The organism is Pseudonocardia sp. 73-21, from assembly GCF_001899645.1.
In the GTDB taxonomy this organism is placed as follows: domain Bacteria; phylum Actinomycetota; class Actinomycetes; order Mycobacteriales; family Pseudonocardiaceae; genus Pseudonocardia.
Window position 1 is genome coordinate 12417 of sequence record NZ_MKVV01000094.1, and the last position, 26811, is coordinate 39227.

Sequence of the window (26811 nt, forward strand, 5' to 3'; positions counted from 1 at the left end):
CACCGTCGCACGTCAGGTCGTCGTCTCGGCCGCGGCGCTGACGCCGGCCGTCCAGCGCTCCTCGATCCGGCCGAACCGCCAGACGCCCAGCGCCAGCAGCCACGTCGCCACGAACAGCCCGACGATCACGTAGCCGACGTGTTCCAGGTCGAGGTCGGCGACGGCGGCGAGCGGGCCCGACGTGGCGCCGACCTCGACGGCCAGCAGCTGCAGCAGCTCGATGCCGCCGATCACGAGCGCGACCATCACCGACAGCGCCGTCACCGTCAGGTTGTAGAAGACCTTCCGCACCGGCCGCAGGAACGCCCAGCCGTACGCGGCGGACATGAACACCCCGTCGGCGGTGTCGAACAGGCTCATGCCGGCGGCGAAGAGGACCGGGATGACGAGGATCGCGTACCAGGGCAGCGCGTAGGCGGCGGCCCCGCCGGCGAGCACCAGCAGCGTCACCTCGGTGGCGGTGTCGAACCCGAGCCCGAAGATGAACCCGACGGGGAACATGTGCCACGGCCGGTTCACCGCCCGCATGACGCGCCCGAGGATGCGGGCCAGAAATCCGCGCGAGTTGAGCTGGTGCTCCAGCTCCTCCTCGTCGAGCTCCTCGGAGCGCATCCGGGCGAACACCCGGCCGATGCCGACCAGTGCCACGAGGTTGAGCAGCCCGAGCAGCAGCAGGAAGCCGCCCCCGACCAGCGTGCCGGTGAAGCCCAGCACCTGCTTGACGGTGGACGAGTCGTCGTCCAGGGCGCTGGTCAGGGTGCGGACGCCCAGCGCCAGGAACAGGCAGAGCACGAACACGACCGACGAGTGGCCGAGCGAGAACCAGAAGCCCACGCCGCGGGCCCGTTGGCCGTCACCCACGAGCTTGCGCGTGGTGTTGTCGATGGCTGCGATGTGGTCGGCGTCGAACGCGTGGCGCATGCCGAGCAGATACGCGGTGAGGCCGAGCCCCGTGCCGAAGGCGCCCTGGGCGCCGAGCTGGTAGTCGCCCGGCACGACGAGGGCGAGCAGCACGAACCAGCCCAGCACGGTCAGCAGCAGGATGAACCCGGCCATCCCCCCGACGTGGATCCAGTCGGTGCGGTCGAAGCGCTTCGGCGCGGCCGGTGCGGTCATGTGGCAAGGATTGCGCACTTGTTCAGATGAGAGAAGGGTGCTGTCCGGAACGCCCCGAAAGTCCCGATCCGCAGGCCGGAGACCCTTCCGCATACTGGCCAGATGACCGTGTACGAACGCGCGCGGGCGCTCCTCGAGTCCACCCCCCTCGTCGACGGGCACAACGACCTGCCGTGGGCCCTGCGCGAGCTGGGCGGCCCCGATCCCGTCACGGCGGTGGCGCGCACCGACATCGCCTCCCGGGTCGCCGCGCTGCAGACCGACATCCCGCGGTTGCGGGAAGGCCGGGTCGGCGTGCAGTTCTGGTCGGTGTTCGTGCCGTGCTCGCTGGCGGGCCCGGAGGCCATGGCCGCCGTGCTGGAGCAGGTGGAGCTCGTGCGGCTGCTCACCGAGGCCTACCCGGACGACCTCGCGCTCGCGACCACCGCGGGCGTCGCCCGGGCCGGGTTCGACGGCGGCCGCGTCGGGTCCCTGCTCGGCGCCGAGGGCGGCCACTGCATCGACGGCTCGCTCGAGCACCTGCGCACGCTGGGGGATCTCGGCGTCCGCTACATGACGCTGACGCACAACCTCAACACCGGCTGGGCCGACTCGGCCACCGACGAGCCCGTGCACGGCGGGCTCTCGGACTTCGGCCACGAGGTCGTGCGCGAGATGAACCGGATCGGGATGCTCGTGGACCTCTCCCACGTCGCCGCCACCACCATGCGCGATGCGCTGGCCACCACCACGCGCCCCATCGTGTTCACGCACTCCTCGTGCCGCGCGGTCACCGACCACCCCCGCAACGTCCCGGACGAGGTGCTCGCCGCCCTGCCCGGCAACGGCGGCGTCTGCATGGTGACGTTCGTGCCCCGCTTCGTCTCGTCGGCGGCGGCCGACTGGGACCGGGAGCTGCAGACGTCCATGGAGGCCGCCGGGATCGACCACCGCGATCTCACCGCGCGCGGCGCGTTCGAGGCGGCGTGGACCGGGCCGCTGTGCCCGTCCGCGACGCTCGACGACGTGGTCCGGCACGTCGAGCACGCCCGCGAGGTGGCCGGGATCGACCACATCGGCATCGGCGGTGACTTCGACGGCACGCCGGAGCTGCCCGTCGGCCTGGAGGACGTCTCCTGCTACCCGGCGCTCGTCGCGGCCCTGATGGAGCGGGGCTGGAGCGACGAGGACTGCGCGAAGCTCGCCGGCCGCAACGCCCTGCGCGCGCTGGCCGACGCCGAGGTGTCCGGCGGGTGAAACCGGTCAACGACGTGGTGTTCTTCGCCGTCGAGCTCGCGGCCCTCGCCGCGTTCGGGGTGTGGGGCTGGCACGTGGGGTCGGGGGTCTGGCGGTTCGTGCTGGTCGTGGCCCTGCCGCTGGCCTTCGCGGTGGCGTGGGGCCTGTTCGCCGCCCCGCACGCCTCCCGGCGCCTGACCGACCCGGCGCTGCTGGCGTTCCAGCTCGCCGCGTTCCTGCTCGCCGCGGCGGCGCTGTGGGCGACGGGCCGGACCGCGCTCGGCGTGGCGGTGGGCGTCGTCGCGGTGGCGGTGGTGGCGCTCGACCGCGTGCTCGGCTGACGGCGGGTCGGTCGGGGCATCAGCCGCCGAGGAGTACCGGGGACGGGAGTCGAACCCGCATGTCCGCGAGGACAGACGATTTTGAGTCGTCCGTGTATGCCATTCCACCACCCCGGCCTGACCGGGGCAGATTACCAGGTGGCCGGGTGCCGAGATCACAGCGCGGCGGGTCGCCCGCCCCGGCTATTCTGATGCTTCCGGTTACACCCGCCCGGTGAAGGAGCAGTCCCTGTGACCCAGCAGGTTTCCGAGGAGAGCACGCCCCGTGACGACGCCGGACCGGCGGTCGGGCTGCGCGTGCTCGTCGTCGAGGACGAGGCGCTGATCCGCCTCGATCTCACCGAGATGCTGAGCGAGGAGGGTTACGTCGTCGCGGGTGAGGCCGGGGACGGTGAGCAGGCCGTCGAGCTCGCCCGCTCCCTGCGTCCCGACCTTGTCATCATGGACGTGAAGATGCCGAAGGTGGACGGCATCGCGGCCGCCTCCCTGATCGTCGAGGAGCGCATCGCGCCCGTCGTCATGCTCACCGCGTTCAGCCAGCGTGACCTCATCGAGCAGGCCCGCGACGCGGGCGCCATGGCCTACCTGGTCAAGCCGTTCGCACGGCACGAGCTGGTGCCGGCCATCGAGCTGGCCGTGTCCCGGTTCGCCGAGAAGCGCGCGCTGGAGGACGAGGTCGCCACGCTCACCGAGCGGCTGGAGACCCGCAAGGTCGTCGACCGGGCCAAGGGCCTGCTGATGACGCGCCAGTCGATGTCCGAGCCCGACGCTTTCCGCTGGATCCAGCGCACCGCGATGGACCGGCGCACCACGATGAAGGCCGTCGCCGAGGCCGTCGTCGACGGGCTGGCCGCGCCCAAATCCTGATCTTGTCACCCTCCGCTGCTGTAACGATCACGTTCCGCTGCTGAGAGTTGCGGTCCGGTAAAGGACGGACGCGGAAGGGTGACGGCGGGCAACGGGTGCCCTAACGTCCCCGACGCTCTCGACACCTCAGGGAGTTCGGGCGTGGTCGGGCACCCCGGGACACGCGGCACGGAAGGACACAGCATGACTCGGAGGCGGACGGTCGTCACCGCCGCGATCCTCGCCGGAGCCCTCGGGCTCACGGCGTGCGGCACCAACCGGGACGAGGCCGCCGGCTCCGGCGGCGGTAGTTCCTGCGACACCAGCAAGGGAACTCTGGTGATCGGCATGGTCGCGCCCCTGTCGGGCAGCCTCTCCGCTCTCGGCCTCGGCATGCGCAACTCCACGAAGCTCGCGGTCGACCAGGCCAACCAGAAGTGCACGGTCAAGGGCTACAAGCTCGACTTCCAGCCCGAGGACGACCAGGCCACGGCGCAGATCGCCGGCCAGGCCGCCACCAAGCTGTCGTCGGACCCCAACGTCGTCGGCGTCGTCGGCACGCTGAACTCGTCCACCGCCCAGACCGTGGCGCCGATCCTCGACGCCAAGAAGATCGTGATGGTCTCCCCGGCCAACACGAACCCGACCCTGACGCTCGGCCAGGCCGCCACCACGGCACCCGCCCGGCCGTTCAAGACCTACTTCCGGGTGGCCACCACGGACCTCGTGCAGGGCCCGTTCGGCGCCCAGTACCTGATCCAGAAGGCGGGCAAGAAGAACATCGCCGTCATCAACGACGGCAAGACCTACGGCGCGGGCCTCGCGGCCACGTTCTCCGCCGAGGCCACGAAGCTCGGTGCGAAGGTCGTCGCGCAGGAGCAGGTCGGCGAGAAGGATACCGACTTCTCCGGCGTCATCGCCAAGATCCGTCCGCTCAACCCGGACGCGGTCTACTACGGCGGTGAGTACCCGGTGGCCGGGCCGCTGTCGGCGCAGCTCGCCGGCGCCGGCCTCAACATCCCGCTGATGGGTGGCGACGGCATCGTCGACAAGCAGTTCGTGGCCCTCGGCGGCCGCGTCGGCGACCTCGCCACCAACGTCGGTGCACCTGCCGACCAGCTGCCCAGCGCGGCCACGTTCATCAGCGACTACAAGGCGGCGAACTTCGCCGAGGACTTCAGCGCCTACGGGGTCCTGACCTACGACGCCGCGAACGTGATCATCAACGGGCTGGCCACCGCGGTCGGCACGGGCACCTTCGACGACTCGAAGCGCCAGGCGCTGATCGACGCGGTGCAGGCCACCAAGCTGGACGGGGCGAGCGGCTCGATCGCGTTCGACCAGTACGGTGACACCACCAACAAGGTCCTCACCGTGTACGGCGTGAAGGGCGACAACTTCGCCCCGATCGAGACCGGCACGTACAAGGCGAGCTGACTCCCGCCCGGAACCAGGGATCGTCCGTAAGCTGAACAGGCTCCGATGATGGGGGCGGGTCACCGACCCGCCCCCATCGTTCGTGGAAGAGGACCCACTTGCTGTCCACGCTGCTGTCCCAGATCGTCAACGGGCTGGTGCTCGGCTCGTTGATCGGATTGATCGCCCTCGGCTACACGATGGTCTACGGGATCGTCCAGCTCATCAACTTCGCCCACGGCGAGATCTTCATGGTCGGTGCCTACGGCGGCCTCGCCATGTTCACCTACCTGCTCCCCACCGCGCTGAAGAACCACTGGTACTTCGCGCTGCCGATCCTGCTCATCGTCGGCGCGGCGGTCTCGGTGCTCGTGGCGGTGGCGATGGAACGCCTGGCCTACCGGCCGTTGCGGGGCGCGCCCCGGCTGGCCCCGCTGATCACGGCGCTCGGTGTGTCGGTGGCCCTGCAGGAGGCGGTCCGGGTGTTCTACCCGAACGCCACCGCGGCCGTGCCGTTCCCCACGATCTTCGTGCCCGGCACGTTGATCATCCCGATCGGTGACGGCATCCCGATCAAGTACTCGGCCATTCTGCTGGTCGTCGTCGCGCTCGCGCTGGCCTACGCGCTCAACACGTTCGTCGAGCGCTCGCGGATGGGACGCGCGATGCGGGCCACCGCGCAGGACCCGGACGTCGCCCGGCTGATGGGCGTCGACCCGGACCGTGTCATCGTCCTGACGTTCGTCCTCGGCGGCGCGCTCGCCGGGGTGGGCGGCATCCTCTACGGCGGGCTCTACAACACGATCAACATCGACATGGGCTTCCAGAACGGCATCTTCGCGTTCACCGCGGCCGTGCTGGGGGGCATCGGCAACATCCGCGGCGCGGTCGTCGGCGGGCTCGCGATCGGCCTGGTGAAGGCCCTGGGTGGCCAGTACCTGCCCGGCGGCACGGCCTACGACTACGTCTGGATCTTCGTGGTGCTCATCGTCGTGCTGGTGTTCCGGCCGCAGGGCTTCTTCGGCGAGACCGAGCGGGTGCGCGCATGACCACCATCGAGGCCCGGGCCGTTCCCACCGCCGTCCCGCGGCGCGGACGCCTCGACGGGCTGTGGTCGGCACTGGCCCCGCGCGCCACCGTGCTGCGCGTGCTGGCCGGCGTGCTGACGATCATCGGCACCTATCTGCCCTGGGCCACCTTCGTGCTCAACGAAGGTCCCTACCCGGACAAGGCGACGCTCAACTTCTTCGTCGACCCCCTCGGCGTCACCGGGTTCCGGCTGCACCTGCTGGTGATCGGCATCGCGATGATCGTCGTCGCGCTCCTCGGGCTGCCCGCCGCGGGCCGGATCATCCGCGGCCTCGGCTGGGGCACGATCGCCGTGGCCGTGATCAACGGCCTGTACATCCTCGTGCAGGGCGGCGGCTTCGGCGCCGTCACGGCCTCGGACGGGGCCGTCGCGTTCGGCGCGGTCGTCGCGCTCGTCGGCGGACTGGTCGCCGTCCTGGGTGGCACCGCGGGCGGGCTCGGCGCCAAGCCGGAGCTCACCTGGCGGCTCCCGTGGTGGGCCGAGTGGCTGATCCTGCTGGTCGTGTTCGCGATCGTGCTGTTCCTCGTCGCCGGGGTGCTCACCAGCGGCGGGCAGGGCGGCGTCGTCAACCCGTACGCGGGCGCGGTGTTCCTCTCGGTGCTGGGCGCGCTGGGCGGCGCGATCTCCGCGCTGTCCGCCTCCGGCCTGCTGACGTGGGTCTCGGCCGTGTCCGAGCGCCACCGGATCTTCAGCGTCGTCGTGCTGCTGGTCGTGGCGCTGCTGCTGCCGCTGACCAGCGCGGGCACCGAGTACTGGATGACGGTGGCGGCCAACATCGGCGTCTACGCGGCCACCGCGATCGGGCTCAACATCGTGGTCGGCCTCGCCGGCCTGCTGGACCTCGGGTACGTCGCGTTCCTCGGCATCGGGGCGTTCGTGGCGGCCAACCTCTCCGGCGCCGCGGCGTCGGAGATCGGCATCGAACTCCCGTTCCCGCTCGTCATGATCATCTCAGCGGTGGTGGCGGGCATCTTCGGGGCCATCGTCGGGTCGCCGACGCTGCGGGTGCGCGGTGACTACCTCGCGATCGTGACGCTCGCCTTCGGCGAGATCTTCGTGCGTAGCGCGCAGAACAACATCGGCGGGCTGACGGGCGGCGCGAACGCGATCCCGAACATCCCGGCGGTCTCGGCGTTCGGGCAGTCGTTCGCCGCGCCGCTGACCATCGGCGCGGTCAAGCTGCCCTCGGGCGTCCTGTACTACGTGCTGATCGTGCTGCTGGTCGCGGCCGTCATGCTGGTCTTCGCGAACCTGAAGAACTCCCGGCTCGGACGCGCCTGGATCGCGATCCGCGAGGACGAGGACGCGGCGCGGGCCATGGGCATCCGCACGGGGCCCGTCAAGATCCTCGCCTTCATGATCGGGGCGACGCTGGCCGGGCTCGCGGGGGCGTTCTTCGCCCACAAGACCGGCGTGGTGGCCTACGACAGCTTCCAGTTCATCCAGTCGGTCACGCTGCTGGCGTCGGTCATCCTCGGCGGCATGGGCACGATCCCGGGCGCCGTGCTCGGCGCGTCGATCCTGTTCGTGCTGCCCGAGAAGCTCCGCGAGTTCGCCGACTACCGGCTGCTGATCTTCGGCCTGGCGCTGGTGGTCATCATGCGGTTCCGGCCGCAGGGCCTGATCCCCGACGCCCACCGACGTGCCGAGCTGGCCCCCGACGCCGAGGACGAGACTCCGGTTGTGGACGTGACGACATGACCTCTCCGATTCTCGAGGCCTCCGGCGTCACCATGCAGTTCGGTGGCCTGCGCGCGCTCAACGACGTGTCGTTCGGCCTCGCCGAGGGTGAGGTCATCGGCCTCATCGGCCCGAACGGCGCCGGCAAGACCACCCTGTTCAACTGTCTGACCGGGCTGTACGCGCCCACGTCCGGCACCGTGTCCAGCCGGGGCACGCCGCTCCCGCACGACCCGGCGCGCGTCACCGAGCAGGGCGTGGCGCGCACGTTCCAGAACATCCGGCTGTTCCCGAGCATGACGGCCGAGGAGAACGTGCTGGTCGGGCGGCACGTGCGGATGAAGCAGAGCCCGATCATCTCGCTGCTGCACGGTCCCGGGTTCCGCAAGAGCGAACGGGAGGCGCGGGAACGCACGGCGGAGCTGCTGGAGTTCGTCGGGCTCGCGCGCTTCTCCGACGAGCTCGCCCGCAACCTGCCCTACGGCGACCAGCGCAGGCTCGAGATCGCCCGCGCGCTGGCCACCGACCCGTCGGTGCTGCTGCTCGACGAGCCGACGGCCGGCATGAACGCGCAGGAGACCGAGGCCACCCGCCAGCTGATCTTCGCGATCCGCATGCTCGGCACGTCGGTGGTGGTGATCGAGCACGACACGAAGTTCATCTTCACCCTCTGCGATCGGGTGCTCGTGCTGGTGCAGGGCGAGGTCCTCGTCGAGGGCACGCCGGACGAGGTGCGCGGCGACCCCCGCGTCATCGAGGCCTACCTGGGTGCCCCGCCCGACGAGGTGGAAGCCCAGATCCACGAGGCTGAGGAGACCCAGTGAGTTTTCTCGAGGTTCGCGACCTGGTCGTCGCCTACGGCGCCATCCAGGCCGTCCGCGGTGTGACGTTCTCCGTCGAGGAGGGTCAGGTCGTCAGCCTGATCGGCAGCAACGGTGCGGGCAAGACCACCACGCTGCGCACGGTCTCCGGGCTGCTGCGCCCGGTGTCGGGCGAGATCGTGCTGGACGGCACGCCGATCCACGCACTCCCGGCCCACAAGATCCTGGGTATGGGGGTGGCCCACAGCCCGGAGGGCCGGCGGTTGTTCGCCCGCATGACGGTGGAGGAGAACCTGCGTCTCGGGGCCTACACCCGTGACGACGAGGACGGCATCCTCAGCGACATGGACCGGATCTTCGACATGTTCCCGGTGCTGGGGGAGCGGCGGCGCAACAAGGCCGGCCTGTTCTCCGGCGGCGAGCAGCAGATGCTGGCCATCGGCCGGGCCCTGATGTCGCGTCCGAAGCTCCTGATGCTCGACGAGCCGTCCATGGGGCTCTCGCCGATCATGACGCAGAAGATCTTCGCCACGGTGAAGGAGCTGCAGTCCGAGGGCACCACCGTGCTGCTGGTGGAGCAGAACGCGCTGTCGGCGCTGGCGCTGTCCGACCACGCCTACGTGATCGACCTGGGTCGCACCACGCTCTCGGGCACCGGTCGCGAGCTGCTGGCCGATCCCCGCGTGCAGGAGGCCTACCTGGGCGAGGGCGTCGCGTCGTAACTTTCGCATGAGATCCAGCGAGTAGCAGGCAGCCGGAACGGTCGCTCCGTGGCCGCGCAGATCGCGCAGATCGGGCACCACCACCCGGAACGATCCGCCCAGGGTCGCGGCCACGGCGTCCCAGGACCCCGCCTGCTCCCCGAGCGCGTGGAGGAGTACGGCCGTCGGGTCGTCGGGACGGCCGGTGACCTGGTGGGCGAGAACGAGGGCGGCCACGCCGCGAACGACAACGGGGCAGTGGTCGCGGGGAGTGCGCGTTCGCCCAGGGCACGGCGTCGTGGGCCCGAGTTGCCCGCGCTCCGCACACCACGGCGGCGTGAGAGGCCGGCGGGCGCTGCGATCAGCCCGGCTGCGGGGCCGTCGGCGGGAGGGTGTCGCGGTGCAGGCAGGTGAGCTTGGCGGTGCAGACGCGGCGGCCCTGCTCGTCGCTGATCACGATCTCGCTGGTGGAGGTGCTGCGGCCGACGTGGATCGGGCGGGCCACCCCGGTCACGTAGCCCTCGGTGGCCGAGCGGTGGTGGGTGCAGGCGAGCTCGAGGCCCACCGGGAACCGCTCGGGCATCGCGTGGAGAGCCGAGAGCGTGGAGCCCAGGGTCTCCGCGAGCACGGCGCTCGCGCCGCCGTGCAGCAGCCCGAACGGCTGCTTGTTGCCCTTCACGGGCATCCGGCCGACCACCTCGTCGAGGGTCATCGTCAGGATCTCGATGCCCATCCGGTCCCCGAGCTGCTCGACGGTGGACATGGGCGGCAGGTTCTCGGGATCGATCGGCACCGCTGAACTCTAGGCCGCGTCCTCGCAGAGCCGGTGTGCACCTCGCAGGGTCCGTGGCGCCTGCGAGGAGACGGCGGGGTCTGCGAGGACGGTCAGGCCCGGGTGACCGGCGCCGGCGGGACGTGCATCAGCGGGATCGGTGCCGCCGTCGGGGTCGGCAGGGTCGACCAGCGGCTGTCGCCGCGTCCGCCACCGCACGGCCTGCCGCCACGTGACCTCCAGCACCCCTACGAGCCCATCCCAGCACCCCCGCGAGTCGGGGCCTGCGTGAGCCCGAGTCGTGGCCTGCGTGCGGGTGAGTCGCGCCATCCGTGCGACCGACGGAACGCGCGGAACCGCCGACTCGCGCGCGCGGAACCGCCGACTCGCGCGCGCGGGGTCAGGGGCGGTGGCAGACGAAGATCGCCGTTCCCGGGAAGAGAGCGCCGCGCAGGGGGGACCACTGGCCCCAGATCCGCTCGTGACCCTCCGGCCACTCCGGCTCCACCACGTCGTCGAGGACGAGGCCGGCGGCCACGATGTCACGGATCCGGTCGCCCATCGTGCGGTGGTGCTCGACGTAGACGGCGGCACCGGAGCCGTCCACCTCGACGTAGGGAGTCCGGTCGAAGTACGACTGCTGGACGACCAGCCCGTCGGGCCCCGGGTCGTCGGAGAACATCCAGCGCATGGGGTGGTTCACCGCGAACACCCAGCGGCCGCCCGGACGCAGGACGCGGAAGACCTCGCGCATCACCCGGCGGGGGTCGGCCACGAACGGGACGGCTCCGAACGCCGAGCACGCCACGTCGAACACCCCGTCGCCGAACGGCAGCCGCTCCGCGCCCGCCTGCACCAGCGGTACGGGCACACCGGTCGACACACCCAGCGCGGCGGCGTGCCGGAGCATCGCGCCGGACAGGTCCAGGGCCACCGGACGGGCGCCGTGCCCGGCCAGCCAGCGGGCGCACGGCGCCGATCCGGCCCCCACCTCGAGGACCCGTCTCCCGGCGACGTCACCGAGCAGACCCGCATCGGCCTCGCGCAACCCCTCGGGGCACCACACGAAGTCGGAATCACCGATGTCGCGGCCGTGTTCCGCCAGGTAGTCGGCGGCGTCGGCGTCCCACCACAGGCGGCTCGCACGCTGCGACTCGGCCTCGTCCACGGCACGTCGCGCGACAGCGGTCGTGCCGAGCTCATCTTCGGCGCTCACAGGTGAATCGTGGCAGTTCGGAGGGGGGTACCCGCATTGCCCCGGTGATCGGGCTCCGCGTAGCATGAAATTCTCGCTGTGGTCAATGTCGCCGGTTCGTCCAGCCCTTGCGACCACATCTGTTCCACACGTCAAGCCTTGAGGGTGACAGCACCACGTCACGAGCCCCACACCACGTCCGCACCACCAATCCATCCATCACCGGAGCACCCCACTACATGTCCACCGACACCACCGCCGCCCCGACCTCCACGACACCGCAGGTCGCCGTCAACGACATCGGGTCGGAGGAGGACTTCCTCGCCGCCATCGACCTGACGATCAAGTACTTCAACGATGGCGACATCGTCGAGGGCACCATCGTCAAGGTCGACCGTGACGAGGTCCTGCTCGACATCGGCTACAAGACCGAGGGCGTCATCCCCTCGCGGGAACTCTCGATCAAGCACGATGTCGACCCCGCTGAGGTCGTGTCGGTCGGGGAGCACGTCGAGGCCCTCGTCCTCCAGAAGGAGGACAAGGAAGGCCGCCTGATCCTGTCCAAGAAGCGTGCGCAGTACGAGCGCGCCTGGGGCACGATCGAGGCCCTCAAGGAGGCCGACGAGCCGGTCGAGGGCACGGTCATCGAGGTCGTCAAGGGTGGTCTCATCCTGGACATCGGCCTCCGCGGCTTCCTCCCGGCCTCGCTGGTCGAGATGCGCCGCGTGCGCGACCTGCAGCCCTACGTCGGCCGCAAGATCGAGGCCAAGATCATCGAGCTGGACAAGAACCGCAACAACGTGGTCCTGTCCCGCCGCGCGTGGCTGGAGCAGACCCAGTCCGAGGTGCGCAGCGAGTTCCTCAACCAGCTGGCCCGCGGCCAGGTGCGCAAGGGCGTCGTGTCCTCGGTGGTCAACTTCGGTGCGTTCGTCGACCTCGGTGGTGTCGACGGCCTGGTGCACGTCTCCGAGCTGTCCTGGAAGCACATCGACCACCCGTCCGAGGTCGTCGAGGTCGGCCAGGAGGTCACCGTCGAGGTCCTCGACGTCGACCTCGACCGCGAGCGCGTCTCGCTGTCGCTCAAGGCCACGCAGGAAGACCCGTGGCGCCTGTACGCCCGCACCCACGCGATCGGCCAGATCGTGCCGGGCAAGGTCACCAAGCTCGTCCCCTTCGGTGCGTTCGTGCGCGTCGAGGAGGGCATCGAGGGCCTGGTGCACATCTCCGAGCTCGCCGAGCGCCACGTGGAGATCCCGGAGCAGGTCGTGCAGGTCGGCGACGACGCCATGGTCAAGGTCATCGACATCGACCTCGACCGGCGCCGCATCTCGCTGTCGCTCAAGCAGGCCAACGAGGGCATGACGGTCGACACGGAGTTCGACCCCACGCGCTACGGCATGGCCGCCGAGTACGACGACCAGGGGAACTACATCTACCCCGAGGGCTTCGACGTCGAGACCGGCGACTGGCAGGAGGGCTTCGAGTCCCAGCGCGAGGCGTGGGAGAAGGAGTACGCCGAGGCGCACGTCCGCTACGAGCAGCACATCGCGCAGCTCAAGAAGGCGGCCGACGCGGAGGCCGAGGCCGCCGTCGAGGGTGCCACCGGCACCAGCTACTCGTCCTCGGCGGCGCCGAGCGGTGAGGGCGCCCCGGCCGAGTCCGGTGGTTCGCTCGCCAGCGACGAGCAGCTCGCCGCTCTGCGGGAGAAGCTGTCCGGCGGGGCGTGATCGTCCACCTGTAGTACTCCGAACGGCCCCGGTGACCACCTCACCGGGGCCGTTCGGCTTCTCCGGGTCACGGTTGGACGGCGGCTGGGCGCGTCCCCGGCGTGGGCCCGATGGTTCCCTCTACCGTGGGGACATGCTCGGGGGGACGGATCGGGTCGCAGCGGGGATGTCCGCTGTCGTCCTGGGCGTGCTCGCCGTCGCAGGCTGCGCACAGCCCGAGCCCGGCCCGGCGCTCCCGACCTTCCCGGCGGCCTCCGCGACGTCCGGCACCACGGCCCCGGCCGGCCCCGACCAGGGCAAGGTGCCCGACGACTGCGCGCGCCTGATCACCGTCGGCGATCTCGGTGCGCTGCTGGGGCTGCCGCTCGACTCCGTCGGCGTCCGCAGCACGGTCGGGGTGCCCGCCCCGGCGGTCGGTCGCACCGAGCGCCTGGACTGCGCCTACACCGGCACCGCGGGCGGCCCGGTCGGCGGACGGCCACTGCTCTCCCTCAACGCCGCCGCCTACGACACACCGGCCGCCGCCGCCGCGCAGTGGACGCTCAACATCTCCGCCGAGGACGGCGCCAAGCGCGACGTGCCGATCGGTGCGGCGAAGGCGGTGCTGGTGGAACGCGGGGGCGAGACGCTCCTGACGGTCCTCTACGGCTCGGGCACCCTCACGTTCACGCTGCCCGAGCGGCCGTTGCCGCGGGACCCGGCCGACGTGCTGGTGGACCTGGCGCAGCGGGTGCTGCCCGGCATCGCCGCCACGGCTCCCGTCGTGGCCGCCCCGACCCGCACGGCCGCACCCGCACAGGCGGCCGGGGCCCCCTGACCCACCCCGGACGTCCCGCCGACCGGCGTCGCGGCCGGGGGGCACCGCGGCGTCGGCCGGGCGGGGTCGGACCCCGTACGGTTGCTGCCGTGTTGCGCGTGGGATTGACCGGCGGGATCGGATCGGGCAAGTCGACGGTGGCCGCGCGGCTCGTCGAGCGCGGGGCGGTGCTGGTCGACTCCGACCGGATCGCCCGCGAGGTCGTGGCCCCGGGCACGCCCGGGCTGGCCGAGGTCGCGGCGGCGTTCGGGGACGGCGTGCTCGCCGCGGACGGGTCCCTGGACCGGCCCGCGCTGGCGTCGATCGTCTTCGGTGACGCGGACGCGTTGGCCCGCCTCAACGGCATCACCCATCCGCTGGTGCGCCGCCGCTCCGACGAGCTGATGGCCGCCGCTCCGGACGGCGCGGTGGTGGTGCAGGACATCCCGCTGCTCGTCGAGGGCGGGATGGCGCCGCTGTTCCCGCTGGTGGTGGTCGTGCACGCGGACGTCGAGGAGCGGGTGCGGCGGCTGGTGGGCTCACGCGGCATGCCCGAGGCCGACGCCCGGGCGCGCATCGCCAACCAGGCCGACGACGCCGCCCGCCGCGCCGCGGCCGACGTCTGGCTCGACAACTCCGGGGCCCCCGCGGACCTCGAGGCCGCCGTCGACGCGCTCTGGGCCGACCGGCTCGTGCCGTTCGAGGAGAACGTGCGGCTGCACCGGACGGTGCGGGCCGGTGCCGCTCGGCTCGTCGAGCCCGACCCGGGATGGGCCGCCGCGGGCGCCCGCATCGCCGCGCGGGTGGCCGCCGCGGCGGGGGAGCGCGGCCACGGCGTCGCCCATGTCGGGTCGACGGCGGTGCCGGGCCTGCCCGCCAAGGACGTCATCGACCTGCAGCTGGGCGTCACGTCGCTGGACGACGCCGACGCGCTGGACGACGCGCTGACCGCGGTCGGCTTCCCGCGCCGACCCGACATCGACCGGGACAGCCCGAAGCCTCCCGGTTCGGCTCCGTGGCTCAAGCGCTATCACGGCTACGCCGACCCCGGGCGGCCCGTCCACCTGCACGTACGGGTCGTCGGGTCGCCCGGTTGGCGCTACGCGCTGCTGCTCCGCGACTGGCTGCGCGCCGACGCCGCCGCCCGGGCGGAGTACCTGGCCGTCAAGCGGTCCGCCGCCGATCGGTACGCCGCCGACGCCGATGCCGCGCGCTACGCCGGGGCCAAGGAGCTCTGGTTCGACGCGGCCGCGCCGCGGGCCGAGGCCTGGGCCGCATCCTCCGGGTGGACCGCGTCGTTGGCCCGGTGAAGGATGCACATCCGTAACGCGCTGCAGGCGACCTGCGATGGACAGGCAGGTCCAGGCCCGATCGAGTGAACGTTGGTCGCTCAGGGCAGTCGGAACGAGCTGAGGGGAGCACGGAAGGTGACCGCCACACCGGACGTCGACGTCGTGCAGGACGCCCCGGCGTCATCGCCCCTCCAGCTCCGCGTCGATTTCGGCGCCCACCTCGAGGCTCACTACCAGCGCCTCGTCGCCCAGCTCTTCGCCATCACGCTCGACCCCGGCGAGGCCCACGACGCCGTGCAGGACGCGTACTCGCGCGCCTGGCGCGAGTGGGCCACCGTGGGTCGCTCCGAGGACCCCACCGCCTGGGTGCGCCGCGTGGCCGTCCGCTCCACCATCCGCAGCTGGCGGCGGTTCGCGGCCAAGGTCGGCATCGGCCGTCCGCAGCCGATCGGCGACAGCGTCGATACCCGCACGGGCGCCCTGCTCGACGCCCTGCGCCGGCTCCCGGCCGCGGAACGCCGCTGCGTCGTGCTCGCGCACATGGCCGGGGCGTCGCTCGGGGAGATCGCGGCGATCGAGCAGGTCTCGCGGGGCACCGTCCAGGCCCGGCTCGCGCGCGCCCGGCTGGTGGTCACCGAGGGCATGGCCGACGTGCTGCCCGAGGTGCTGGGCGCCGGAGCACCGGCGGAGGAGAACGACGACGACTACGACCCCTCCGGCGCCGAGGTCGCGTACGAGAGCGATGTGTACGCCGTGTACGACGACAAGGGGGGGTACCGGTGACCACGCTGGACCGGATGACCGACGAGTTCCTGCGCCTGGACGACGAGCTGTCCGCGGCCGTCGCTCTGCCGTCCGTGGACAGCGTCATCCGCCGGGCCGGCACCCTGAACCGGGCCAGCACGGCCGCCGCGGCCGCCGTGCTCACCGTGGGCGGGCTGGGCGGCATCACCGCCGTGGCCCAGGCCAACGCCGCGCCGGCCGCTGCGGTCAAGGCCGAGGCCGTCATCGCCCCTGGGCCGACCACCACCGTCCCGCCGGTGACCCTGCCTCCGGCGGTGGTCGCCCCGCCCCCCGCCCCGGCGGACCCGACCACCACGCAGGAGAGGACGCAGAAGACGAAGGTGCGCGTGGTGCCGCGGACCACCACGCCGCAGCCGGCGCCGGTGGTGCCGAAGCCGCCGGTGGTGACGTCGGCCCCGACCACGGCCCCGACCACGGATCCCAACGCGGAGGGCGGCCCCAGCACGACGACGTCCAACCCGCCGACGACGAGCACGAGGAAGCCGCCGCGGACCACCACCTCGGCCGCCTCCTCCACCTCCACCTCCACCTCCACCGGTCCGGGCACCACCACCCCCGCCGCCTGATCGCGGCAGGCTCAGCCCTGGTGCTTCCAGGTCAGCTCGATGCCCAGGCCGCCGAGCCAGCCGGCCAGGTCGTAGCCGTGTGACGCGAGCCCGTCCACGGCCCGGTAGGTGCGGTGCAGGGCCAGTTCCGCGGCGTCGGGGGCCAGCAGGCCCTGGGCGACGGCGGCGGTGAACTCGTCCACGTCGATCACCTGGGCGCCGCGGCGGTGCTGCACGACGATGTCGAGGTAGTGGTCGGTCATGATCCACCGCTCGTCCTCGCGGTGGATCTCGCACACGTCGAGGTAGAAGTCCTGGTCACGGGCGTGCCCTGGCTTCCACCACCAGTCGGTGACGGCGAGGCCGAGGCCGGGCAGCAGCCACGTCTGCATCCAGTGGGCGGTGGGGCGGTCGACCATGGCCCGGCTCATGTAGAGGCCGAAGTGGGTCTCGCGGTACTCGTCGACGGGGCGCGCGTTGCCCTTCGTGTCGATGTTGACCTGGGCGGGGACGTCGAAGGTCGCGATCTTCGGCGGGTGCATGTGCTGATCGTGGCAGACCGGGAGTCCGGAAACTGTCGGTGCTGCCTCGTACTCTGGACCACGTGGCATTCGCAACTGAGGTCCCCGGCAGCGCTGCTTCTCTCGGGCAGGCGAAGCAGGACGAGCTCCCGCTCGCCCACTCCGAGCACCGCCCGGTCAGTGACATCCCGCGGTCGGACGGCACGTTCCAGGTGGTCAGTGAGTTCGAGCCGGCCGGCGACCAGCCCGCGGCCATCGCCGAGCTGGAGAAGCGCCTGCGCGCGGGCGAGCAGGACGTCGTCCTGCTCGGCGCCACCGGCACGGGCAAGTCGGCCACCACCGCCTGGCTCATCGAGAGGCTGCAGCGGCCCACGCTGGTCATGGCGCCCAACAAGACCCTGGCGGCGCAGCTGGCCAACGAGCTGCGCGAGATGCTGCCCAACAACGCGGTCGAGTACTTCGTCTCGTACTACGACTACTACCAGCCCGAGGCGTACATCGCGCAGACCGACACCTACATCGAGAAGGACTCCTCGATCAACGAGGACGTCGAGCGCCTGCGCCACTCGGCCACCCACAACCTGCTCTCGCGCCGCGACGTCGTCGTGGTGGCGTCGGTGTCGTGCATCTACGGCCTGGGCACGCCGCAGTCCTACCTCGACCGGTCGGTGGAGCTGAAGGTCGGCGGCACCGTCGAGCGCGACGCGCTGCTGCGCCTGCTCGTCGACGTGCAGTACACGCGCAACGACATGGCCTTCAACCGCGGCACGTTCCGGGTGCGCGGCGACACCGTGGAGATCATCCCGGCGTACGAGGAGCTGGCCATCCGCATCGAGTTCTTCGGTGACGAGATCGAGTCGCTCTACTACCTGCACCCGCTCACCGGCGACGTCGTGCGCCAGGTCGACGAGCTGCGCATCTTCCCCGCCACCCACTACGTCGCAGGGCCGGAGCGCATGGAGCGCGCGGTCCGCGACATCGAGGCCGAGCTCGCCGAGCGCCTCGAGGAGCTGCAGAACCAGGGCAAGCTCCTGGAGGCCCAGCGGCTGAGCATGCGCACCCAGTACGACCTGGAGATGATCCGCCAGGTCGGGTTCTGCTCGGGCATCGAGAACTACTCGCGCCACATCGACGGCCGTGGCCCGGGCACCGCCCCCGCCACGCTCATCGACTACTTCCCCGACGACTTCCTCATGGTCATCGACGAGTCCCACCAGACCGTGCCGCAGATCGGCGGCATGTTCGAGGGCGACATGTCGCGCAAGCGCAACCTGGTGGAGTTCGGCTTCCGGCTGCCCTCGGCCACCGACAACCGGCCGCTGACGTGGGAGGAGTTCGCCGACCGCATCGGGCAGACGGTGTACCTCTCCGCCACCCCCGGCCCCTACGAGCTCTCCCGCACCGGCGGCGAGTTCGTGGAGCAGGTCATCCGGCCCACCGGCCTGGTGGACCCGAAGGTCGTGGTGAAGCCCACGAAGGGCCAGATCGACGACCTGGTGCACGAGATCCGCGAGCGCTCCGAGCGCGACGAGCGGGTGCTGGTCACCACGCTCACGAAGAAGATGGCCGAGGACCTCACCGACTACCTGCTCGACCTGGGCATCCGCGTGCGCTACCTGCACTCGGAGGTCGACACGTTGCGTCGCATCGAGCTGCTGCGCCAGCTGCGCCTCGGCGAGTACGACGTGCTGGTCGGCATCAACCTGCTCCGCGAGGGTCTCGACCTGCCCGAGGTGTCGCTCGTGGCCATCCTCGACGCCGACAAGGAGGGCTTCCTGCGGTCGGGCACGTCGCTCATCCAGACCATCGGCCGCGCGGCGCGCAACGTCTCCGGCGAGGTCCACATGTACGCCGACAAGGTCACCGAGTCGATGCAGTACGCCATCGACGAGACCGACCGGCGCCGCGCCAAGCAGGTGGCCTACAACGAGGAACGCGGCCTCGACCCCCAGCCGCTGCGCAAGAAGATCGCCGACATCCTCGACCAGGTCTACAAGGAGGCCGAGGACTCCGAGGGCGGCGCCGTGCCCGTCGGCGGCTCGGGGCGCAACCAGTCCCGCGGCAAGCGGGCGGCGGGCGAGCCCGGTCGTTCCAGCGCCAGCTCGGGCGTGGTCACCGGCCGCGACACCTCCACCATGCCCCGTGCGGAGCTGGCCGACCTGGTCCAGTCCCTCACCGACCAGATGCTCGCCGCGGCCCGCGATCTCCAGTTCGAGCTGGCCGGTCGCCTGCGCGACGAGATCCAGGACCTGAAGAAGGAGCTGCGCGGCATGGACGCGGCCGGCATCCGCTGACGGTGCCGCATGATCAGCGGATGGGCGCGTTTCCGGCCGGATCTGGCCGATCGTGCACCGAACCGCCGATCATGGAATCGACGGACCAGCGTGCCCCAGGTGGCCGGTGATCGCCGATCGCACGTGAGCGCCCTGGAGAGGGCACAGCGGTGCGGTTGACCGTGATCACGGGGCGGCTGGCGTCCATGAGCCGTCGCACGTCAGCGCCCTGGCCGGGGCCGGGAGGTGCGGTGGGAGGCGATCACCGCTCCGTGCTGCCGGATCCGGCCGTCCGGGGCACCCTCCCCGCAACGACGGTCGGGGGGTTCGGATGGACGAGCGCGTAGGCGGGGTGGTGGCTCCTACCCGCCGCCCGGTGCGGCAGCTGGTGGCGACGTCGATCGGCAACACCGTGGAGTGGTACGACTGGTGCACCTACTCGTTCCTCGCGGTGTACTTCTCCGCGCAGATCTTCCCCAGCGACTCGGCCGACCCGCTGGTGCCGCTGCTCAGCGCGTTCGCGGTGTTCGCGGTCGGCTTCTTCGTGCGGCCGCTGGGCGGGCTGCTGCTGGGGTCCGTCGCCGACCGGGTGGGCCGGCGCAACGCCCTGACCGTCACGATCCTGCTGATGGGCGGCGGGAGCCTGCCGTCGACGACGGTCGGGCAGCTCATCGCGTCCGGGCTCACCGCCCTGCTCGCGGCGCTGCTCACCAGGGACGCGATGGGCAGCTGGGGCTGGCGGGTGCTGTTCGTGATCGGGGCGGTGATCGCGCTCGTCGGGTTCTGGATCCGCCGCGGCGCCGAGGAGACCCACCCGGTTCGGGATCGGGGTCGTGCCGCTGTTCGGGGTGATCGGCAGCGGGTTCGCGTCGCTGCTGGTGGTGCAGTGCGCGGGCATGGTGCTGCTCACCGGCTACACCTCCATCGCGGCCGCGCTCAACGCCGAGTTGTTCCCCGGCCGGGTCCGGGCCGCGGGCATCGGGTTCCCGTACTCGCTCACCGTCGCGATCTTCGGCGGCACGGCGCCCTACCTGGCCACGTACCTGGCGTCGATCAAGCACCCCGAGTGGTTCCCCCTGGTACGTCGCGGTGCTGGCGCTGTTCGGACTCGTGGTCCACCTCCGCCTTCCGGAGACCGCCCACCGGCCGCTGGACTGACAGGGTCTACCGTGCTTCGCGTGACTGTGACCGGCCCGTCGGCCACGCGTGAGCGTTGGGTGCTCGACCAGCTCCGCCACCCGCGTCGCATCCTCCCGGTCACCGTGCCGCTGCTCGCCCTGGTGCTCGTGGGCGTCGTGGTGCACACGGGCGGGCGGCACATCGACCTCGAGGTCTACCGCTTCGGCGTCCAGGCCTGGCTGCACGGCGGCGACATGTACGGAACGCTGCCGGAGACGTCCGATCACATCACGCTGCCGTTCATCTACCCGCCGTTCGCGGCGCTGGTGATGGTACCGCTGGCCGTGGTGCCGTGGGTGGTGTCGTGGACGGTGCTGCTCGCGCTCTCGACGCTGGCGCTGGGCCTCACGCTGTTCGTCGTGGCGCGGCGGCTGTGGCCGTCGGGCGGGCGGGGTGGGGCGCTGTCGGTGGCGTCGATCGCGCTGCCGCTGGCGCTGGCCGTCGAGCCGGGCAAGGACATCGACTTCAACGCCGTGGTCACCGGGTTCGTCCGGCCCGCGCTGGGGCTCGAGCCGGTGATGCAGACCATCGAGTTCGGGCAGATCAACCTGCTGCTGATGGCGCTCGCGGCCGTCGACATCCTGGTGGTCCGGCCGCGGTGGCCCCGCGGGATGCTCATCGGCGTCGCCGCCGCGATCAAGCTGACGCCCGCGGCGTTCGTCCTCTACTTCCTGCTGCGCCGCGACTACAAGGCCGCCGCCACCGCCGCCGTCTCCGGCGTGGTCGCCACGGCCATCGGGTTCGTCGTCGCGCCCGGGTCCTCGCTCACGTTCTGGCTGCACAACCCCGCGAGCGGCGTCAGCGGGTCGGCGTTCTTCACCAACCAGACGTTCCAGGCGGTGCTGGTCCGCGCCGGCGTCGACGGCACGGCGGGCACGGTGACGTGGCTGCTGATGTCGCTGCTGCTGCTGCTGCTGGCCGTGCCGGTGATCCGCCGGGCTCCCGCCCCGCTGGCGCTGGTCGCGACGGCCGGGGTGGGGCTGCTCGTGTCGCCGACGTCGTGGTCGCACCACTGGGTGTGGGTGGCCCCGGCGCTGCTGGTGGCGGCGGCGACGGCGTGGCGCACGCGGTCGGCGGTGTGGATCGCGGTCACCGTGCTCGCCGCGGCCGTCTTCGTGATCGCCCCGCACCAGCAGGGGCTGCCCCGCGCCGACGGCCGCGAGCTGGCCTGGACGCCGTGGGAACAGGTGGTCGGCAGCACCTACGTCTGGTTCACGGTGCTGCTCTTCGCACTGATGTGGTGGCGCTGGCGACGGGCGTGACGCACGACGACCTGGTGGCCTACTGCCTCGGCAAGCCCGGGGCCGAGGAGGACATGCCCTGGGAGCGCGACCTCGTGGCCAAGGTCGGCGGCGAGATCTCCGCGTTCCCGGGCGGCGACGGCGTCGGCCTCGAGTGCGGCCGGGACGCCGAGGAGGCCGGTGAGCTGCGGCTGGCCCACCCCGACGCGGTCACGGTCACGGCCCACATCGGCCGGTTCGGCCGGAACGGCATCGCGCTGGACGGCCCGATCCCCGACGACGAGCTGCGCGGGCTGGTGGGCGCCTCCTACGACGCGGTGGTGGCGAAGCTGCCGAAGCGGCTACGCCCCGGTCAGTGACGCCGCCTCGGCACACAGCGCGTCGAGCACCGTGCGGACGGCCGGCCGCTCGGCCGCGCTCGTGCGCAGCACCGCCTCCACCAACCGGGCGGCCCGCACCCCGGCCAGCGGCCTGCGCACGAGCCGCCGTCCGCCGCGGTCGTCCGTGGAGTAGCGGGGCAGCAGCGCGACGCCCCGGCCCGCGGCCACCAGCTCCTCGGTGACGGAGAAGTCGTTGATGCGCTGGACGATCCGCGGCCGCGTATCGGTGTGCAGAGCCAGGGACCGCAGCACGTCGTCGACGGGCCAGCCGACCTCCACGCTGATCCACGCCTCGCCGGCCAGCTCGTCGAGCCGCACCTTCCGGCGCCGGGCGAGGAGGTGCCCGGGCGGGAGGACGACGTCGAGGGGCTCGCGCAGCAGCGGCACCACCACGCGGCGCTCGACCGCGTGCGGCGGCGCGTGCTCGTCGCGGTGGGTGACCACCACGTCGAAATCGGCCGCGAGCGCGGTCACCTCGGCGGGGTTCATGTCGACGTCACGGCACTGCAGATCCACCTCCGCGACGTCGTCGAGGCGGGCCAGCACGCCCGGCAGCAGCATCCGCGCCCCCGACGGGAAGATCGCCATCCGCACCTGCCCGCGCGGCGTGGTGCGCAGCCGCTCGACGGCCGCGTCGGCCCGGGCGAGCGCCGTCAGGACACCCTCGGCCTCCGCCGCGAGGGCCCGCCCGACGTCGGTGAGCCGCAGGCCGCGCCCGGCGGGCTCGGTGAGCGGCATGCCGACCTCCTCGGCCAGGGCCTTGAGCTGCTGCGATATCGCCGACGGCGTGAACGACAGCGCGTCGGCGACGGCGGCGACGCTGCCGCGGTCGGCCAGCTCCCGCAGCACCCGCAGCCGCTGGACGTCCATGCAGCAAATCTACACAGACGATGAAGAATCCTTCGCTGGTCTTCCTGATACTCGACGCGCAGCGTGGACGGCGTGACCACCCGCGACCGCCTGCTCGCCGCCCTCGTCGCCCTGCTGTGGGGCGCCAACTTCCTCGCCATCCACGTCGGCCTCCAGCACTTCCCGCCGCTGTTCCTCGCGGGCCTGCGGTTCGCGATCATCGCGGTCCCCACGATGCTGCTGGTACCGCGGCCGCAGGTCCCGCTGCGCTGGCTGATCGGGTACGGGCTCGGGTTCGGCACCGTGCAGTTCGTGTTCCTGTTCGTCGCGATGGACGTCGGCATGCCGACGGGGCTGGCGTCGCTGGTGCTGCAGTCGTCGGCGCCGTTCACCGTGCTGCTCGGCGCGGTCCTGCTCCGCGAGAGGCTGTCGCCGCGCCAGCAGGTGGGCATCGGGCTCGCCGTCGTCGGGATGGCGGCGATCGCCGTCTCCCGCGCGCAGAGCGCCGCCCTGCTCCCGGTGCTGCTCACGCTGCTCGGCGGGCTGGGCTGGGCGTTCGGCAACCTGTCGAGCCGGCTCGCGCTGCGCGCCGCGCCGGACGCGAACCCCCTGCACCTGACGCTGTGGATGTCGGTGGTGCCGCCGCTGCCGCTGTTCGCGCTGTCGCTGGCCACCGAGGGTCCGGCCGCGGACCTCGCCGCGCTGCGCGCCGCCGTCACCCCCGCCGGGCTCCCGGGCCTGCTGGCCCTGTTCTACCTCGTGGTGCTCGCCACCGTCGTCGGTTCCGGGATCTGGACGCTGCTCCTGCGCCGCAACCCGGCGGGCGTCGTGGCGCCGTACTCGCTGCTCGTACCCGTCGTCGGCATCGGGCTGTCGGCGCTGGTGCTGGGGGAGCGGCCGGGTGCCGTAGAGCTCGTCGCGGCCGCGGTGATCGTCGGTGGGGTACTGCTCGGCACCCCCGCTCGTGAGAGCCTGACGCGATGGAACCGGCCTGGGTGGAGCACGCGATCTGGTGGCACGTCTACCCTCTCGGGTTCGTCGGGGCCGAGCGCGGCAGCGACGGCGTCGAGGTCACCCACCGCCTCGGCCGCCTGACCGGTTGGCTGGACTACGCGCTCGAGCTCGGCACCTCGGGCATCGCGCTGGGTCCGGTGTTCGCCTCCGCCACCCACGGCTACGACACGCTGGACTACTTCCGCATCGACCCCCGGCTCGGCGACGAGAACGACTTCGCCGAGCTGGTGGCCGCCGCACACGACCGCGGCCTGCGGGTGCTGCTCGACGGCGTGTTCAACCACGCCGCCCCCGGCTACGTCGAGCCGCGGATGCTGCGCCCGGACGGGACCACCTTCGAGGGCCATCCCGGTCTGGTCACGCTCGACCACGACGATCCCGCGGTGTCGGACCTGGTCGTCGAGGTCATGTGCCACTGGCTCGCCGCCGGCGCCGACGGCTGGCGCCTCGACGCCGCCTACGCCGTGCCCACCGACTTCTGGGCCCGGGTGCTGCCCCGGGTGCGCGAGCGCTTCCCGGACGTCTACGTGGTGGGGGAGGTGATCCACGGCGACTACGCCGCGATCGTCGCCGGGTCGGGCATGGACGCCGTCACCCAGTACGAGCTGTGGAAGGCCACCTGGAGCGCGATCAACGACCGCAACCTGTTCGAGCTGGCCCACGCCCTCACACGGCACGACGAGCTGCCCTTCGCCCCGCTCACGTTCGTCGGCAACCACGACGTCACGCGCATCGCCAGCCGCATCGACGACGAGCGCCACCTCCCGCACGCGCTCGCTGTGCTGTTCACCGTGGCCGGCACGCCGTCGGTGTACTACGGCGACGAGCAGGCGTTCCGCGGCACGAAGGAGGAGCGGGAGGGCGGCGACGACGAGGTCAGGCCGGAGTTCCCCGCTTCGCCCGACGAGCTCTCGACGCTCGGCGCGGAGACGTTCCGGCTGCACCAGGAGCTGATCGGTCTGCGCCGCCGCCACCCCTGGCTGCACCGCGCCCACGGCTCACCGGTGCATCTGACCAACACCCAGCTCGTGCTGGCCCTCGAGGGAGACGGGCAGCGCCTGGTGCTCGCGCTGAACCTCGACGACGCCCCGCTCGTCCACGACGCCAAGGGCGAGGTGCTGGCCGGGGAGGCCCACCTCGACGGCTCCCGTGCGACGGTCCCGCCGCACGGATGGGCGGTGTCCGGCTGAGGTATCAGGCCGGACCGGACCGGGCCCATGCGCACCCCGTCGCGCTCGATCCACGCCTCGACGTCCGGTTCGCAGGCCCGCACACGGCCATGCTTCCGCGCCCGGATCGCGCTCCCTACCTCCGCATACCGGCTACGAGGTGATGTCCTTGCGCTCGAACCGCCACACCGCGAACGCACCGAGGACCAGCGCCCACATCAGGCTGCCGAAGACGCCGCGGGTGATGTCGCCCCAGTCGATCTGCCCCGACAGCAGGCCGAACCACGCCGTGCCGTAGTGGGTGGGGAGGTAGTTGCGCAGATCCTCCAGCGCGGTGATCTGGTCGAGGATCTGGCTGACGATGCTCGCCATCACCGCCCCGCCGACGGCGCCGAGCGGCGCGTCGGTGCTCACCGACAGCAGCATCGCCACCGCCGCGACCCAGCTGAGGTTGACGGCGATGTAGAGCGCGGCGAGCAGGATGCGGCCGGCGCCGGTCCAGAACGGCAGGGACTCGCCGGTGATGCTGACGAGGTCGCCCGTGCCGTAGGCCAGGCTCCCGACGACCAGCGACACCACCGGCAGCAGCACCAGCGCGCACACCGACAGGAACGCCGCGATGACCGCCTTCTGCCGCACCAGGCGGGCCCGGGGGATCGGGGCGGCCAGGAGGTAGCGCAGGCTCGACCACGACGCCTCCGACGCCACCGTGTCGCCGAAGAACAGCGCCACGACCACCACCAGCAGGAACGACGCCGACGCGAACAGCGCGAACACGGCGAAGTTGCCGCCGCTGCCCTTGGCGAGGTCGACGAGGTTGGTGGCGCTGCCGGGCGGGCTGCTCGCGGCCAGCGAGAACGCCACCCACAGGATGATCGGCAGCACCACGACCAGCCCGAACGTCACCTGCGTGCGGCGGCGCTCGAGCTGGCGGGCCAGCTCCACGCGCAGCGGCATGGTGCGGTCGGGGCGGTACCTTGTGGGGACGGGGCCGGCGGCGAGCTCGCCCACCGTGCCCGTGTGGGTCGAGGCCTCTTGCGAGGTCATGGTTCCCCATCCTCCTCCATCGGCGGAGCCTCTCCGACCAGCTGCAGGAACGCGTCCTCGAGACGGCGCCGCGGCCCGGCCGAGGCGACGTCCACCCCGGCCGTGACGAGCGCCCGCACCGCCGACGCGCGCGGCGTGCCGTTCAGCTCGGCGTGCACCGCCCCGCCGTCGACCTGCACGGCGTGGACGCCGTTCAGCTCCCCGAGGACCGTGGCCGCCCGGTCCGGCGCGTCGACGGTGAACGTCGCCGCCCCGCCGCCGGCGATGATGTCCTCGACGGTGCCGTCGGCCACCACGAGGCCGCGGTGCATGACCACCACGTGCGTGCAGGTCTGCTCCACCTCCGAGAGCAGGTGGCTGGAGACCAGCACCGTGCGCCCGCCCGCGGCGTAGCGGTGCAGCACCTCGCGCATGGCGTGGATCTGGGGCGGGTCGAGCCCGTTGGTGGGTTCGTCGAGCACGAGCAGCTCGGGCAGGCCCAGCATGGCCTGGGCGATCGCGAGCCGCTGCCGCATGCCCTGGGAGTACGTGCCGACCCGCCGTCCGATCGACGCGCCCAGCCCCGCGATCTCCAGCGCCTCGGCGAGGTGGGCCTCGTCGGTGGGGCGGCCGGTCGCGGCCCAGTACAGGCGCAGGTTCTCGGCCCCGGAGAGGTGGGGCAGGAAGCCCGGCCCCTCGACGAACGCGCCGATCCGCGCCAGCACCGGCGCACCGGCGGCGACGGGGAGCCCGAACGCGGTGATGCGGCCCGCGGTGGGCCGGATGAGGCCCATCAGCATGC

General features: G+C 72.0%; 26 protein-coding genes and 1 tRNA gene. 18 read left to right on the plus strand and 9 right to left on the minus strand.

What is annotated here, in order from left to right; genetic code table 11:
- Positions 1-12: 12 nt before the first annotated feature.
- Positions 13-1116: a HoxN/HupN/NixA family nickel/cobalt transporter gene (locus BGP03_RS29855; RefSeq protein WP_296372478.1), complete on the minus strand. Its 1104-nt coding sequence runs from the start codon at positions 1114-1116 to the stop codon at positions 13-15.
- 102 nt (positions 1117-1218) lie between these two features.
- Here BGP03_RS29855 and BGP03_RS29860 point away from each other — a divergent pair, with 102 nt between their 5' ends.
- Both BGP03_RS29860 and BGP03_RS29865 read left to right on the plus strand, forming a co-directional pair.
- Positions 1219-2352: a dipeptidase gene (locus BGP03_RS29860; protein ID WP_298801073.1), complete on the plus strand. Its 1134-nt coding sequence runs from the start codon at positions 1219-1221 to the stop codon at positions 2350-2352.
- The gene (locus BGP03_RS29865) at positions 2349-2672 is read left to right on the plus strand and encodes a YrdB family protein (RefSeq protein ID WP_298801072.1); all 324 of its coding nucleotides are present in this window, start codon (positions 2349-2351) and stop codon (positions 2670-2672) included. The genes BGP03_RS29860 and BGP03_RS29865 overlap by 4 nt, the downstream gene beginning before the upstream one ends.
- Before the next feature lie 34 nt (positions 2673-2706).
- On the opposite strand, the gene BGP03_RS29870 is transcribed toward BGP03_RS29865, so the two are convergent.
- Positions 2707-2789 (minus strand) — tRNA-Leu (locus tag BGP03_RS29870).
- Positions 2790-2963: 174 nt separating this feature from the next.
- On the opposite strand from BGP03_RS29870, the gene BGP03_RS29875 reads away from it, so the two are divergent.
- The 6 genes from BGP03_RS29875 to BGP03_RS29900 all read left to right on the plus strand — a co-directional run bounded on the left by BGP03_RS29875 (position 2964) and on the right by BGP03_RS29900 (position 9247).
- The gene (locus tag BGP03_RS29875; RefSeq protein ID WP_296372705.1) at positions 2964-3539 is read left to right on the plus strand and encodes a response regulator; all 576 of its coding nucleotides are present in this window, start codon (positions 2964-2966) and stop codon (positions 3537-3539) included.
- A gap of 183 nt (positions 3540-3722) precedes the next feature.
- Positions 3723-4955: a branched-chain amino acid ABC transporter substrate-binding protein gene (locus BGP03_RS29880; protein ID WP_296372471.1), complete on the plus strand. Its 1233-nt coding sequence runs from the start codon at positions 3723-3725 to the stop codon at positions 4953-4955.
- Positions 4956-5053: 98 nt separating this feature from the next.
- Positions 5054-5983, plus strand: coding sequence for a branched-chain amino acid ABC transporter permease (locus BGP03_RS29885; protein WP_296372469.1), 930 nt, complete (start codon positions 5054-5056; stop codon positions 5981-5983).
- Positions 5980-7725, plus strand: a complete 1746-nt coding sequence (locus BGP03_RS29890; protein WP_296372467.1) for a hypothetical protein — start codon at positions 5980-5982, stop codon at positions 7723-7725. Before BGP03_RS29885 ends, BGP03_RS29890 begins: the two co-directional genes overlap by 4 nt.
- A complete protein-coding gene (locus BGP03_RS29895) occupies positions 7722-8528 on the plus strand; it encodes an ABC transporter ATP-binding protein (RefSeq protein WP_296372465.1) in 807 nt (268 codons plus the stop codon). Before BGP03_RS29890 ends, BGP03_RS29895 begins: the two co-directional genes overlap by 4 nt.
- Positions 8525-9247 (plus strand): ABC transporter ATP-binding protein, encoded by a 723-nt coding sequence (locus tag BGP03_RS29900; protein ID WP_298801070.1) that lies wholly within the window; start codon positions 8525-8527, stop codon positions 9245-9247. Before BGP03_RS29895 ends, BGP03_RS29900 begins: the two co-directional genes overlap by 4 nt.
- Positions 9248-9587: 340 nt before the next feature.
- On the opposite strand, the gene BGP03_RS29905 is transcribed toward BGP03_RS29900, so the two are convergent.
- Together BGP03_RS29905 and BGP03_RS29910 are read right to left on the minus strand one after the other, a co-directional pair.
- Complete coding sequence (locus tag BGP03_RS29905) at positions 9588-9989, minus strand: hotdog fold thioesterase (protein WP_296372704.1); 402 nt, start codon at positions 9987-9989, stop codon at positions 9588-9590.
- 409 nt (positions 9990-10398) lie between these two features.
- The gene (locus tag BGP03_RS29910) at positions 10399-11214 is read right to left on the minus strand and encodes a class I SAM-dependent methyltransferase (RefSeq protein ID WP_298801069.1); all 816 of its coding nucleotides are present in this window, start codon (positions 11212-11214) and stop codon (positions 10399-10401) included.
- A gap of 218 nt (positions 11215-11432) precedes the next feature.
- Here BGP03_RS29910 and rpsA point away from each other — a divergent pair, with 218 nt between their 5' ends.
- The 5 genes from rpsA to BGP03_RS29935 all read left to right on the plus strand — a co-directional run bounded on the left by rpsA (position 11433) and on the right by BGP03_RS29935 (position 16378).
- The gene (gene rpsA / locus BGP03_RS29915) at positions 11433-12920 is read left to right on the plus strand and encodes a 30S ribosomal protein S1 (protein ID WP_296372458.1); all 1488 of its coding nucleotides are present in this window, start codon (positions 11433-11435) and stop codon (positions 12918-12920) included.
- Between the two features lie 166 nt (positions 12921-13086).
- Positions 13087-13737, plus strand: coding sequence for a hypothetical protein (locus tag BGP03_RS29920; protein ID WP_296372456.1), 651 nt, complete (start codon positions 13087-13089; stop codon positions 13735-13737).
- A gap of 89 nt (positions 13738-13826) precedes the next feature.
- Positions 13827-15026 carry a dephospho-CoA kinase gene (gene coaE, locus BGP03_RS29925; RefSeq protein ID WP_298801068.1) on the plus strand — a complete coding sequence of 400 codons (1200 nt, stop codon included), beginning with the start codon at positions 13827-13829 and terminating at the stop codon, positions 15024-15026.
- 117 nt (positions 15027-15143) lie between these two features.
- The gene (locus tag BGP03_RS29930) at positions 15144-15791 is read left to right on the plus strand and encodes a sigma-70 family RNA polymerase sigma factor (protein WP_296372452.1); all 648 of its coding nucleotides are present in this window, start codon (positions 15144-15146) and stop codon (positions 15789-15791) included.
- The gene (locus BGP03_RS29935) at positions 15788-16378 is read left to right on the plus strand and encodes a hypothetical protein (protein WP_296372449.1); all 591 of its coding nucleotides are present in this window, start codon (positions 15788-15790) and stop codon (positions 16376-16378) included. Before BGP03_RS29930 ends, BGP03_RS29935 begins: the two co-directional genes overlap by 4 nt.
- An 11-nt stretch (positions 16379-16389) precedes the next feature.
- Here the strand turns inward: BGP03_RS29935 and BGP03_RS29940 are convergent, their stop codons facing one another.
- Positions 16390-16899, minus strand: coding sequence for a DUF402 domain-containing protein (locus tag BGP03_RS29940; protein ID WP_296372447.1), 510 nt, complete (start codon positions 16897-16899; stop codon positions 16390-16392).
- Positions 16900-17063: 164 nt separating this feature from the next.
- Between BGP03_RS29940 and uvrB the strand changes: the two genes are divergently transcribed.
- Entirely contained in the window at positions 17064-19172 is a 2109-nt protein-coding gene (uvrB, locus tag BGP03_RS29945) for an excinuclease ABC subunit UvrB (protein ID WP_296372702.1), read from the plus strand.
- Positions 19173-19586: 414 nt separating this feature from the next.
- Here the strand turns inward: uvrB and BGP03_RS29950 are convergent, their stop codons facing one another.
- A complete protein-coding gene (locus tag BGP03_RS29950; RefSeq protein WP_298798930.1) occupies positions 19587-19862 on the minus strand; it encodes a hypothetical protein in 276 nt (91 codons plus the stop codon).
- A gap of 122 nt (positions 19863-19984) precedes the next feature.
- Here BGP03_RS29950 and BGP03_RS29955 point away from each other — a divergent pair, with 122 nt between their 5' ends.
- Both BGP03_RS29955 and BGP03_RS29960 read left to right on the plus strand, forming a co-directional pair.
- Positions 19985-21592, plus strand: coding sequence for a glycosyltransferase 87 family protein (locus BGP03_RS29955; protein ID WP_298798928.1), 1608 nt, complete (start codon positions 19985-19987; stop codon positions 21590-21592).
- Entirely contained in the window at positions 21589-21930 is a 342-nt protein-coding gene (locus BGP03_RS29960) for an MmcQ/YjbR family DNA-binding protein (protein WP_299738337.1), read from the plus strand. Before BGP03_RS29955 ends, BGP03_RS29960 begins: the two co-directional genes overlap by 4 nt.
- On the opposite strand, the gene BGP03_RS29965 is transcribed toward BGP03_RS29960, so the two are convergent.
- Positions 21913-22821 (minus strand): LysR family transcriptional regulator, encoded by a 909-nt coding sequence (locus BGP03_RS29965; protein ID WP_298798924.1) that lies wholly within the window; start codon positions 22819-22821, stop codon positions 21913-21915. The genes BGP03_RS29960 and BGP03_RS29965 overlap by 18 nt on opposite strands.
- A gap of 72 nt (positions 22822-22893) precedes the next feature.
- Here BGP03_RS29965 and BGP03_RS29970 point away from each other — a divergent pair, with 72 nt between their 5' ends.
- Positions 22894-23895: an EamA family transporter gene (locus BGP03_RS29970; protein WP_298798923.1), complete on the plus strand. Its 1002-nt coding sequence runs from the start codon at positions 22894-22896 to the stop codon at positions 23893-23895.
- Positions 23781-25004 (plus strand): alpha-amylase family glycosyl hydrolase, encoded by a 1224-nt coding sequence (locus BGP03_RS29975; protein WP_296367109.1) that lies wholly within the window; start codon positions 23781-23783, stop codon positions 25002-25004. The genes BGP03_RS29970 and BGP03_RS29975 overlap by 115 nt, the downstream gene beginning before the upstream one ends.
- Positions 25005-25136: 132 nt before the next feature.
- Here the strand turns inward: BGP03_RS29975 and BGP03_RS29980 are convergent, their stop codons facing one another.
- Together BGP03_RS29980 and BGP03_RS29985 are read right to left on the minus strand one after the other, a co-directional pair.
- Entirely contained in the window at positions 25137-26030 is an 894-nt protein-coding gene (locus BGP03_RS29980; protein ID WP_298798920.1) for an ABC transporter permease, read from the minus strand.
- The coding region (locus tag BGP03_RS29985; protein ID WP_299738343.1) for an ATP-binding cassette domain-containing protein at positions 26027-26811 on the minus strand (785 nt) is incomplete at its 5' end. The genes BGP03_RS29985 and BGP03_RS29980, both read right to left, overlap by 4 nt.

Excerpts from the sequence above, each read along its gene's own strand:
- BGP03_RS29965 (WP_298798924.1), bottom strand. The coding sequence starts at position 22,821 with ATGGACGTCCAGCGGCTGCGGGTGCTGCGGGAGCTGGCCGACCGCGGC.
- BGP03_RS29940 (WP_296372447.1), bottom strand. The coding sequence starts at position 16,899 with ATGCACCCGCCGAAGATCGCGACCTTCGACGTCCCCGCCCAGGTCAAC.
- BGP03_RS29980 (WP_298798920.1), bottom strand. The coding sequence starts at position 26,030 with ATGACCTCGCAAGAGGCCTCGACCCACACGGGCACGGTGGGCGAGCTC.
- BGP03_RS29860 (WP_298801073.1), top strand. The coding sequence starts at position 1,219 with ATGACCGTGTACGAACGCGCGCGGGCGCTCCTCGAGTCCACCCCCCTC.
- BGP03_RS29920 (WP_296372456.1), top strand. The coding sequence starts at position 13,087 with ATGTCCGCTGTCGTCCTGGGCGTGCTCGCCGTCGCAGGCTGCGCACAG.
- BGP03_RS29905 (WP_296372704.1), bottom strand. The coding sequence starts at position 9,989 with ATGTCCACCGTCGAGCAGCTCGGGGACCGGATGGGCATCGAGATCCTG.
- BGP03_RS29975 (WP_296367109.1), top strand. The coding sequence starts at position 23,781 with ATGGAACCGGCCTGGGTGGAGCACGCGATCTGGTGGCACGTCTACCCT.
- BGP03_RS29895 (WP_296372465.1), top strand. The coding sequence starts at position 7,722 with ATGACCTCTCCGATTCTCGAGGCCTCCGGCGTCACCATGCAGTTCGGT.
- rpsA (WP_296372458.1), top strand. The coding sequence starts at position 11,433 with ATGTCCACCGACACCACCGCCGCCCCGACCTCCACGACACCGCAGGTC.
- BGP03_RS29880 (WP_296372471.1), top strand. The coding sequence starts at position 3,723 with ATGACTCGGAGGCGGACGGTCGTCACCGCCGCGATCCTCGCCGGAGCC.
- BGP03_RS29890 (WP_296372467.1), top strand. The coding sequence starts at position 5,980 with ATGACCACCATCGAGGCCCGGGCCGTTCCCACCGCCGTCCCGCGGCGC.
- BGP03_RS29855 (WP_296372478.1), bottom strand. The coding sequence starts at position 1,116 with ATGACCGCACCGGCCGCGCCGAAGCGCTTCGACCGCACCGACTGGATC.